Source organism: Paenibacillus sp. SAFN-054, from assembly GCF_051966755.1.
GTDB lineage: Bacteria > Bacillota > Bacilli > Paenibacillales > Paenibacillaceae > Paenibacillus_AQ.
On the sequence record NZ_JBQCKS010000001.1, the window covers coordinates 1,625,940 to 1,637,251 of the forward strand.

General features: G+C 55.9%; 7 protein-coding genes. 1 reads left to right on the forward strand and 6 read right to left on the reverse strand.

Annotation, left to right across the window (positions count from 1 at the left end; translation table 11 throughout):
* Positions 1–138: 138 nt before the first annotated feature.
* Positions 139–903 (forward strand): helix-turn-helix domain-containing protein, encoded by a 765-nt coding sequence (locus tag ACTHPM_RS07535; RefSeq protein WP_440394573.1) that lies wholly within the window; start codon positions 139–141, stop codon positions 901–903.
* An 83-nt stretch (positions 904–986) separates the two neighbouring features.
* Here the strand turns inward: ACTHPM_RS07535 and ACTHPM_RS07540 are convergent, their stop codons facing one another.
* The 6 genes from ACTHPM_RS07540 to ACTHPM_RS07565 form a co-directional block, all read right to left on the reverse strand.
* Complete coding sequence (locus tag ACTHPM_RS07540) at positions 987–3,722, reverse strand: endo-1,4-beta-xylanase (RefSeq protein WP_440394574.1); 2,736 nt, start codon at positions 3,720–3,722, stop codon at positions 987–989.
* A gap of 137 nt (positions 3,723–3,859) precedes the next feature.
* Entirely contained in the window at positions 3,860–4,753 is an 894-nt protein-coding gene (locus tag ACTHPM_RS07545) for an ABC transporter ATP-binding protein (RefSeq protein WP_440394575.1), read from the reverse strand.
* 3 nt (positions 4,754–4,756) lie between these two features.
* On the reverse strand, positions 4,757–7,651 hold the full coding sequence (locus tag ACTHPM_RS07550; RefSeq protein ID WP_440421484.1) for an ABC transporter permease: 2,895 nt from the start codon (positions 7,649–7,651) through the stop codon (positions 4,757–4,759).
* 31 nt (positions 7,652–7,682) lie between these two features.
* Positions 7,683–8,741, reverse strand: coding sequence for an efflux RND transporter periplasmic adaptor subunit (locus ACTHPM_RS07555; RefSeq protein ID WP_440394577.1), 1,059 nt, complete (start codon positions 8,739–8,741; stop codon positions 7,683–7,685).
* A complete protein-coding gene (locus ACTHPM_RS07560) occupies positions 8,704–9,435 on the reverse strand; it encodes an ABC transporter ATP-binding protein (RefSeq protein ID WP_440394578.1) in 732 nt (243 codons plus the stop codon). Before ACTHPM_RS07560 ends, ACTHPM_RS07555 begins: the two co-directional genes overlap by 38 nt.
* Before the next feature lie 335 nt (positions 9,436–9,770).
* Positions 9,771–11,231, reverse strand: coding sequence for a glycoside hydrolase family 43 protein (locus ACTHPM_RS07565; protein WP_440394579.1), 1,461 nt, complete (start codon positions 11,229–11,231; stop codon positions 9,771–9,773).
* Positions 11,232–11,312 lie beyond the last annotated feature (81 nt).

Consider the following 11,312-nt stretch of genomic DNA (forward strand, 5'->3'; position numbering starts at 1 on the left):
AAAGCCAATAAGTAAACAACGGTTAGCAATATAAAGAAAAGCACATTGTTTGCGCATCGGGTTCTTTTTCATAATGAAAGGGAAGCAACTGTCGCCAAAGCCAACGATTTCAACGAGAAAGAAACAGGGGGGAATATCGTGTATAAGGTGCTGATTGTTGATCCTGATCATCATGCGAAGGAATGGATGGATTGTATGCAGGACAGACAAGCGAAATTTGAATTGGAATGCCATGCCGCTGCTGCTGCTGAGGCGGTGTCGATGCTCTCCTCCCAGGACCACCAGCTGGTGCTGATCAACATGAGAGCCTCTGAGGAAGAAGGACTTCAGCTATGCGGCCGCATCCGGGAGAAAAGCCGTATCCCGATCGTTCTGGTAGGGGGACGCAACGAATTTCAGCTTGCGCGTAAGGCTCTATATTATCAGGTGAAAGACTATCTGCCTGATCCCGTATTGCCCGAGGAGCTTACGGCGAGCCTGGAGAACGTGAAGCGGGAGCTGGACGCAGTATCGGTTTCCGAGGAAGAATTATTACCGGGAGTCGAGGCGATTCAGCAAGCTGCCGCGGTCTCCTCGTCCGGCATTATCGACAAGGTGAAGGGGTATGTGGCGGAAGCGTTGCATCAGAACATCACACTGAAGGAAATCTCCCATATTTTTCACTTTAACTATTCTTATCTCGGACAGAAATTCAAGGACCAAGAGAAGATGACATTTAAGGAATATTTGCTTCAGCAGCGCATGGAGAAGGCTAAATTCCTGTTGGAGAATACGGATATGAAGGTATATGAAATCGCAAACGAGGTCGGATACACGGAGATGGATTGGTTCTACAAGAAATTTAAAACGTACACTGGTGTAAGCGCTAACAACTACAGGAAGGGGATCAACATTACGGCATAAAAATGAAGACAGACCGCATTTAAAGGCCGCTTCCCGGTTGTTTATCCGGGAGCGGCCTTTATTCGTCCACCCACTCGCTGGGGTTATTCCAATGTTAACAGTCCGATGTTAGACAGGTTTTGCCACGTTCTATCGGACGTATCATTCCAGATCGCCACGCTGTCACGAACCCCGTCGTCATTTCCGTCATTATTAACCTGCACATCAAATCCGATAAGGCTGCCCGCCTTAGGAGGTGTTCCGACCCAATCGACAGCGGCCTCAATGATGTAGCCGGTCGGGGTCCGCTTCGCGGCGGATGTCAAATTGGCGCCTAGCGACCCAGGGTTAACCGACGGCTCGTTATCGAAGTTCACACGATACTGACCGTCGTCGCTGTCATAAGAAGAGGCTCGTGCGTTGTTCTGATCGACGAAGATTTCAACCGAATCCTGCTCCCACGAATTGGCGCTCCGCTTGGTCACCAGAGAGTCGGTCACCTCGGCCAGCACGTACAGACGGTGATCGTCCCAGAGCGTCCGAACTTTGGCTGTTGAGCCCGAGGATCCGCTGACCCAGCGATCGGTTACGATCTGCTCGGCTTTGTTCCATATGTCATCGATGTTTCCGTCGATGACCGCCGTTCCTTTTACAGCTTTGGCGGTTCGCGGACCTTCCACCATCGTCAATACGCCAAACCCGGACGTATCTGTATCCTGCCTGTGATGAATATCGTTCCAGGACGCCAGCTCTTCCGCTGAACCGGACCGGTCGCGAATGCGGACGTCAAAGCCGATTTCCTTACCGGTTTGCGTACCGTCGACCGGGATCGCGGCTTCGATCCGGTATCCCTTCTCCATTTTCACCACGTTATACTCGGCCGGTTTATGCGGATTCGCGCCGCTTCGCCGAAACGTATACTTTTTGTCGTCCGCTTCATATGCACTCGTCTTGCCGTTATTGCCGTCAATGTACACTTCGACGGAATCATTGCCGTTGACTGTGGCATCATCGACATCGACCCATAGATACAGATGTCCTGCGTCCCATAATGTCTTATATGTGGCTGCCGCTTTGCCGCCAGTCTGGATCGGTACCGCCTGCGCCACATTCCATACCGCTTCCGCCTGACCGTCAATCTTCACACCGGCCTCCAAGGCTTTCGTGCGTTTCGTTTCAACCGGAACCTTCTCCGGATCGACGAGCGCCCAGTATGCGTATTTGGCCTGCAGCCGTTCGTCGAACAGCAGCGGCCAATTGTTGCGAACGACCGGGAACGTGCGCAGCCAGGTGTTCAGGTCATCCTTGCCCCAGAATATGACAGCGCTGAGCTGATCCGAATGCTTCCTGAATACGTCGAAGATCTCCCTGTAACGGTTGGCCTGCTTGATTTGCAGCTCGGTTGGGAACGCCTCATAGGCCTCCGTGTCATTCGTATAGATGCTCATGTCCAGTTCGGTGATTTGCTGATCGATGTCAAGATCCCGGAACGCCTGAATCATATCGTCTAATTCCTGCACCCGGGGATATTCGATCCCGATATGCGTCTGGTGGCCGACGCCGTCAACCGGAATCCCCTTGGCCTTCAAACGCTGAATCAGATCATGCAGAAACTGCCTTTTCACGGGATCATTCGTGTTGTAATCGTTGATGAACAGCTTGGCGTCCGGAACGGTCTCATGTGCATAAATGAATGCCTTTTCAATAAATTCCTCACCTGCAATTTGATACCACAAGCTGTTGCGGAGGCCCCCCGGCTTCTGATCGCCGGGCTCAATGACCTCGTTCACGACGTCCCAGGCATAAATTTTCCCTTTGTAGCGTCCTGCGACGGTATCAATATGCTTCTTCATCCGCGCATAGAGAAGCTCCTTGCTGGCAAGGTTGCCGCTGCTGTCGTAAAACACCCATTTCGGCGTCTGGGAATGCCAGATGAGCGTGTGGCCCCGCATGGCGATCCCGTTATCCGTAGCAAAGTTTACAATTTTATCAGCTGCCGTAAAATTGAATTGGCCCTCCGTGGGCTCCGTAGCGTCCCACTTCAGCTCGTTGCCGGCCGTCAGACTGTCGAAATGTTTCCGGACCAGCTCCGCATCAGGGCTGTTCGGATTCTGGATTTCATTGACCAGCACAGCCGTCCCCAGCTTGAATTGGCCGGCAAACACGTCCTTCAGGCTCGGAATGTCCTTCTGAATCTCGATCGGAACCGGATCCGGAGCTCGCTCCATCACGACATCGTCCACGTAATAATCAAGTGTCGGAACATCGAAGGATTCGATATAAACCGCCAGGCCTTCAATCGGCTGTTGTAAGGTATATTCTCCGCTGAGCTTGACCCATCCGCTGTCGCTCGCCTGAACTGTTTTGACGAGCTCATAGGCATTGGCTCCATCCGTCGTGCGCTGGACCACTATCGATACCGGCGAGCTAGGCGTTCCGGCCGGCAGCTTGATCCAGGCGGATAACTGGTACGTCTTTCCCTTTTCCATGATTGGCGTTACGTCGAGCTGCGGGCCGTTCCAGCCCTGGGTTCTGCCGGTGACCTGCATGCCGTAAGAACCCGTATGGGCCGCAATCGGGGAAACCGTCAGGATTTCGCTGCCGCCCCGCCCGTACCAGCCTTGAAGCGTCCCATCCTCGAAATCTTTTGAGATGCTTGCCGGAACACTTGCAGCCGCATCGCCCTTCCCGGCTGTTTCCACGCGGTCTAGGGATTGCAGACCGGGCGACTCCTGCTCAGCACGGGCCAGCCCCGGCCGTGTGCCGAGCGATAAAGGGGCCAATACGAGAATGAGTGCGAGCAACAGCAGTGCGGTACGTTTGATTCGATGTTCCTTCATGAATCCACCTCTCCTCATGTCATCTATTCCATTAAAACGCCTCATAACGGCGTTCCATGGTCACTTAATGGATCGCTTTACCACCCAGTTGTGGCTTGCCTCTTATAAACAGACTGGATCCGAGGGTCATATCGAGTTCAGACCGTCTCCCTTTCGTTTGCCGGGTACAGAATGATACGCCCGTCTTCAAGTTCGACACGCACTTTGTTGCTGTCCTTGAAGTTCCCCGTTCCCAGGTAACCGGCAGGAATTTGCAGCCGGCCAGCCTTGTCGAGCACTGCATACTCGATATGGCTCTCGCCTTCCGTCCGGGCGTTGTCGGCATCCATTTCCGTCAACACATCAGAATAAGAGATCCTGCGGATCATCTCGGCGGAAGTCTTGCCGTCGCGGATTTGAACAACCCGGTCCACCTTGCGGGCCAGCTCCGGATCATGGGTCACGATCACAATCGTGATGCCAATCGCCCGGTTCAACGAGCGGAACAAATCGAGAACCTGATTCGACGTGCCTGTATCAAGCGATCCGGTTGGCTCATCGGCCAGCAGCAGCCGCGGCTCATTCGCCAGCGCGATGGCGATAGCCACCCGCTGCTGCTCACCGCCGGACAATTCGCTGAGCTTGTTCTTCACCCTGTGGCTCAGGCCGACCGCTTCCAGGAGCTCGAGGGCGCGGGCCCGGCGTCTTCGGCCCCGCAGGAGAATCGGCAGCTCGACATTTTCGATCGCGGTCAAATAGGGAATCAGGTTGCGCGCGTTATTTTGCCAGACGAACCCGACCGACTCCCTTTTATATTGCACCAGGTCGCGCTCGCTGAACGCGAGCAGGTCCTTGCCGTCTACGAACAGCTTGCCGGCCGATGGTTTGTCGAGACCGCCCAGCATGTTGAGCAGCGTCGATTTGCCGCTGCCGGAATTGCCGATGATCGCCATGAATTCACCGTTCTCCACCTGAAGGTCCAGGCCCTGAAGGGCCACGACTTCCAAATCCGCCGTTTTATAGATTTTGACGAGCCCCTCGCATTGAATCATAAGCTATTCCTCCCCGAGCTTCAGCGCCTGCGCAATGCGGATTCGTGTCAGCCGGTACCCCAGAATGAGCAGCCCGGTCGCCAGCGTGAAACCGATAATACCGTACAGCTGCAAATAATCGCTGAGCTGATATGTAATCGTAAATGGAGGGACTTGTTCTTTGGACGCAAACGACATTTCGAACAGCGGCACGAATTTCATGCTCGTGACGTTGCCGATGACCACACCGATGAGGACCGCAGCCCCCGACGTGAGCAGCTGTTCACTGACGAGCATGCCGATCATTTGGGGGAAAGAGATGCCCATGGCCCGCAGGACCCCGTATTGAAGTGTCCGGCCGGATAAAGTCAGCACCCAGAACAGCAGGAACCCGATGAAGCTGACCAGCATCGAAATGGAAAAACCGAGCGTCATCACGCCGTTCATCGCCAATCGGAACGGATCATTCCTGGATTGAACCAACTCCTGGGTCGCGTCCCGCAGGCTCGCCAGCTGCAGCTTCTTCTCCTGCAGCTGCCCGTAGATTTGTTCGCTGTCCGTGTCTTCCGCCAGCTTCAGCCATACTTCATACGGCTCGACGGCCAGCCTGTTCTGAATCGTGCCCAGATGTCCGATAACGAGATGCGGCTGCTCGGGTTTTCCGCTTCCCTGATCGGACGGCAGCGGGCTCCAGCTGGGCCAATAATCGATGATGCCGTACACCGTGAACGTCGCCCCGTCCAGGCTGTCCCAGTAAACCCGGATCGGATCGCCGGGCTTCAGCTTGGCATCCTCTGCGAGCGACCTCGAAATGAGCACGGCCTCCGGATTCGGGGCAATCAGATTCAGGTAGCTGTTGATCGGATACTGCAGCAGCCCCTCCTTCATCCAAGCAGTACTGCCAAAATCCTTTGTGTCGATGCCAAAGAGAGCCGTTTTGCCGGACTTTTCATTGCCGACGGCACTGAACCTGGCCTCCTGCTTCTTGAACAACTTTGCTGTCGCTTGCACGCCGTCCATCTCCTCAAAGGGCTCGAAGGGCGGCTCCGTATACTGAACCCGTTTCTGCACGGTTGTCGTTGCCGGCTCAGCCGGAGGCTGCCCTCCCGCCCCCGGGGATACGGGTGGAGGCGCATCGCTTTCCCACTTCGTCGTCAGCGCAATGTCCGTGCCGACGGCATACCGAACCTTGCTGTCCATATTGTCGTTGATGGTTCTGGCCGCGTTCGCGCTGAACAGGCCCGTCGCCACCGTCATGATCAGGAACACCTGAATGGTCAAATACTGCCCGGACGAGCGGCTGATCTGAACGAGCGTATGATACAGCGCAGGCGGCCACCCGTTCCGCCCCAGCCAATAAACGAGCCGGACGAACCAGGGGTATACCCGCAGCACCAGCAGGCCGCCTCCAAGCGCGAAAAGAGCCGGGGTCAGGAACAAGAGAGGATCGACCTGCAGGTCGGCAGATCCCAATGCAAGCCTCCGCAGATCTTCCTGGCGCTGGTTGAAATTGTACAGCAGGTAAGCTGCCAGGCAGACGAGAACAAGATCCAAACCTGTCCTGTGCCAGATCGACAGCCGGGTGAGGCGCGCCGTCTGCTGCTTGTGGCTTACGATGCTGACCCGCGTTGCGAGGAAGGCCGGAATGAGGATCAGGATGATCGCTCCCGCCACAGCGGCTGCAGCCACTTGATAGGCGCTGCTCGTCATGCTAACCTTCAGCGCGGAGCGCTGCACGAACTCCAGAAACCCATTGGAAGCGCCAAGCAGTTTGGTGAACCATACGCCGAGAAAAGGCCCGGCGGCCAGCGCGCTCAATCCGAGCAGCAGGCTCTCCAGCAGGTAGGCAGCCATAATCTGCAGCCGGCTTGCTCCCCGGCTGCGGAGCACGGAGATTTCCGTCTTTTGCCTGTCAATGATCAGATTGGCGGTCATATATAAGTAGAATGCAAGCATCAGCATGACAGGGGTATACAGCGAAAGCGTCACCGTATCGAGCTTCTCCTGTTTGCCCTGGTACGATGCGATGGTCGGGCTCGCCGGAATTTTGATTTCGGCTACCCCCAGCTTGCCTTTGAAATAACGCCGGACCTCCCGGTCCGCCTGGGTGAACGCATCGACCTTGCCCAGCGACAGCTGTTCGTAACTGAGAGCGAGCCGCCATTCCATGCTGGAGACCCTGGCTTTGCCGCCCTGCGTAAATTCGCGCTCGAACTGCTGGAATGGGATCAGGAATCCGTCCTCGTTCTCCGTGGTCAGAAACGGCAAATACCGGTCCGCCTCCGGATTCGTCTCTGCGATGCCGACCGGGATGACCCGAAAGCGGGTCTTCCCGTCCTCCTGCGGCTCTAAGGTCAGTTCCTCGCCAAGCTTCCGCTTGGTCGCCAGCTGGAACTTCTGCGTGACCAGCGCCTCGATGATCCCGTCCGAACGATCCGCAGGCATCCGCCCCTCGATCAGCCGGACCCGTTTCTCCAGATCAGACAGCGACATCAAGCTTCCTAACGTCTTTTGCGATTGCTTCTCTTGGGCCGAAGCATCGGCGCCGTATACTTTCATCTTCTGCGTGAACCGCTGCTGATAGAAAGACATTGCTTCCAGCCCCATGCGCTCCGGAATCGTCTTCACGAACCGGTCGGCGCTTTCGATAGCCTCCTTCGTCTTTGCGTCCATGGATGATGCCGAGACTGTCGTGCTTATCCGGAGAAAGCCCGGATACACGCCGTTCCCGGTCTGCACGGACTGCAGCTCCTTCTGTAATGTCCGCTGCAAAATGGCCTGCGAATAGAGCGGCATGGAGCTGAACAGGGCCACGCATACGGTAAGGCCGATCCACAAATTCAGCTGCAGCCACTTGTTGTTGGCCATCTTGCGCAGGATCATCGTCCACAAAGCCAATACATACACCTCATCCCTCATGCCCGGGTCGGTCCGGGCTGTAGCTCTTTGGTTAATTGCTCAGAATGACCTTCTGACCTTCCTCAAGTCCTTTGACGATCTCGACTTCCGTCGGCGTCGTCAATCCGATCTCGATGTCAATCTCCTTGCGGCGTTCTCCTTCGGCGATCTGGACATAGGATCGCCCCATGTAGGAGCGGACTGCAGAGCGGGGCACAATAACGGCGTTATCCCGCTTCTGAAGCTCGATCGTCAGCTCGGCGCTGTCGCCGACCTTGACGTCTCCCGGAGCGTTGTCCATACTCATGAAGATCGTTACCCCGTTCTTCTCGGCTTTCGAACTGTCTGCGGCTGCCGGCAAATCCGAAGGGGCCTGAAGGACCTTCCCCTTATAGTCCTTGCCTTTATATTTGAGGCCGACAGGCATGCCAGCTTTGACGGGGTTCAGATCCTTGCTGTCTGCCGCAACATAGGTCAGCTGTACTTTGGAGGGGTCAGAGACGGTAACGATTGCTTGGTAAGTGTTCACATTGTCTCCCGCATTCAGCTTCTCGACGAACGTCACCGTTCCCGAGACGGGAGCGTACAAGTGCGATTGGCCAAGCCGGGCCTTCATCTCCTGCAGCGACATCCGCTCGCGCTCCAGGTCGATTTCCTTGAGCCGCAGGTCGACGGCGCCGGCACCTGCATCGCGTGTCTGGTTGTACAGCAGCTGCGCGCGCTCTACATTCAGCTGCTGCAGACGCACCTGAAAATCGAGGTCGCCCGTCTCCAGCTCGGCCAGCAAATCGCCCGCCTTCACCTCCTGGCCCACCGTCACCGGAATCGATTTGAGCCTTCCGCCCATCTCCTTGAAGGACAGCGCTTCGGATTGGGCCGACACAAAATAAGCTGTCCCTTTCAGGAAGGTCTGAATCTTCCCGCGGCTGGCCTGCACGAGGTTAAATTGTTCTTTGGCCGGCTCGACCAAAGGCGGCTGCAGCGCTTCCGGTTCGACCGGAAGCAGCGAACAGCCCGGGAGCAGCATCAGCGCTGCCAGCAGCGCGGCTATTCGCCGCAGGCGCCCGTTTCTTTTAGATAAGGGGAGATTCGTTCGTTGTCTGCGATACAATATTTCCATCCTCCAATGCGATAACGTGATCAACAAGCTCCATCATCCCGGGGTCATGCGTCGTGAGAATGACCGTCATACCCGATTCCTTCACCAGCTCGCGAAAAATGCGGACGACCTGCAGCCCCATCTTGCTGTCCAGTTCGGCGGTCGGCTCATCCGCAATCAACAGCTCAGGCTGGTGCACGATGGCGCGGGCAATGGCTACGCGCTGCTGCTCGCCTCCCGACAGTTCGGACGGCCGATGCTTCATCCGCTCCCGCATGCCGACGCGGTCAAGCGCTTGCTCCACCACCTCCCGTTTCCCCTTCAGTCCCGCGATACGCAGTCCGAATTCAACATTCTCGTAAGCCGACATCAGCGGAATCAAGCCATACGACTGGAACACGAGACCGATCTCCTTGCGCCGGATCTGGCTGCGTACGGAGCTGGATAATCCGGTCATTTCCCTCCCTTTGAAATACACCTGTCCCTCCGTCGGATCGTCTAATGCGCTGAGGATGTTCAAAAGCGTGGTCTTTCCGGAACCCGAGCGCCCTCGCAGAGCCACAATCATTCCTGGCGGAATGTTCAGATGGATATTTTCCAGCGCGGTAACGGCTGTATTCCCCCTGCCAAAAATCCGTCTGATCCCGCTTGCCTGAAGAATCGGCCCGCCGACCGCACCCTTCATCTCCGTTTTCTTACCGGTCATTGCACTCGCCTCCTTCGATATGGTCCGATTCGATAATTTTGAGCGTCAAAACCGCAGCTGTGTAGATTTTATACGAACCAGTGCAAAGCGCAGGCGCCATCACAACCCCATTGTAGCGCTTTCATTTGAAACGAGATACCCGTTGATTCCCGTTCGTTTACCTGAGAAAACCTAGCATTATGAGGTACGTAGGCTTGGCGGGCTTCTTATATATAAGGATCGGATATCGGTTTTGGAGCTTTCTTCCATCACTCAGCAGCGAAGGTCCAATAAAAAATGCCGCCCGTTGAAACGGACGGCATTCTTACAGCTCTCAAATAATGATCACCGGCACATTACCGAAATTGCCAATAATTGATCTGGAACAGCTCGATATCCGGCTTCCCTTTGAAGATCAGGAACAAATCATGCACGCCCTCCGCACCGCTGACAGGCGTCGCCATTTCGCTCCAATGTCCGCCGGTCGAAGGCACTTGAAGCGTACCGATCGATTTGCCTTCAGGACTGTCCAGGCGGAGCTCGATGACTCCCCCATCCTTCGCGCAGAATACAGACGCTGAAAACGCTGAGGCCCCGGCGCCGAAATCAACGCCGGACACGGAGGTCCAGTCCCCATGATGAATGTCTGTTAAAACCATGAGGTCTTCGGCCTGTTCCAGTCCATCCGTCTGAAGCTTACGCACATTCACGCCTGCGCACCATGCGATCGTCTCCGCTCCAACGCGGTCATATGGATTGAGCGGCTTGATCTGCTCAACGCCGGCCATGTCCGCGTCAATGGATTGAATCACACCTTCTTCGTCCATGATCACCCGGTTGAGGTGGGTCGACCGATACCCCTTCGCCACGCCCATAGCCTTCGACAATGTCTGCGCGTGATAAGCGATATACCAATCCCCGTGAAACTGGAACATGGCATGGTGGTTGTTGCCGCTGACACCAAAAAAATGGCCGGGATTTCTAAGGATCGCTCCCTGGTACGTCCATGGCCCCATGGGGCCGGTGCTGGTCATATAGGCTATCTCCCCTGCCGGAGGACTTCCCTCCGGCCGATCGCCATTGTAGAAGTTGGAGCAATACGAATAGTAATATTGACCGCCTGCCTTATGAATGCCGGCATCCTCGAACATAAACGGAGCCGGGATCGGCTCGGCTTCGCCGACCACGCTGATCATATCGTCACCCAGCCGCATCATCCGGGCGGTCCCGGGATTCTCATCCTGGCCTTCCGGCACGCCCCCGCCAAAGTAAATATAGCCTCTGCCGTCATCGTCCACCAGCACGGCCGGATCGAAGAGCCATACGACGCCTGGAACGCCCGGCGTGTCTCTTGCGATAAGCGGCCTGCCAATCGGATCGGTCCACGGGCCGGTCGGACTGTCGCTGGTCAGCACGCCGATGCCGCTGGCGTTGTTGGCAAAGTACAGGAAGAAGCGGTCTTCGCCGTCTATTCTTTTGTGAGCCGCCGCGGGAGCCCAGGACTGCGTCGCCCATTTGGCTGCTCCATCCGGACCTGCCACTTGAATGGCGCCATGGTCCGTCCAGTTTGCCAGATCCTCCGAGGAAATCACCGATATGCGATTGATGGTGCCATAGCTGTTGTCCTTGACCGCTCCTTGCTCGTCATACTCCAATACATCGTCTGTATTGTAGAGGTATACGCGCCCATCGAACACCAGCACATAGGGGTCTGCTCCAAACTTATGGGCGACAAGCGGATTTCCGTTTCGCGGCTGCTTGCCGATCGGTGCATGAACAAGTTCATTCATTTTCGTGTCAACTCCCGTACTCAGCATTTTTGGTATTAACCTAAACTCTCTTAACAGAGTAAGGCTTGCGTTCAGCGGGAACAACCTGTCTGATCCGTCCGGATCACC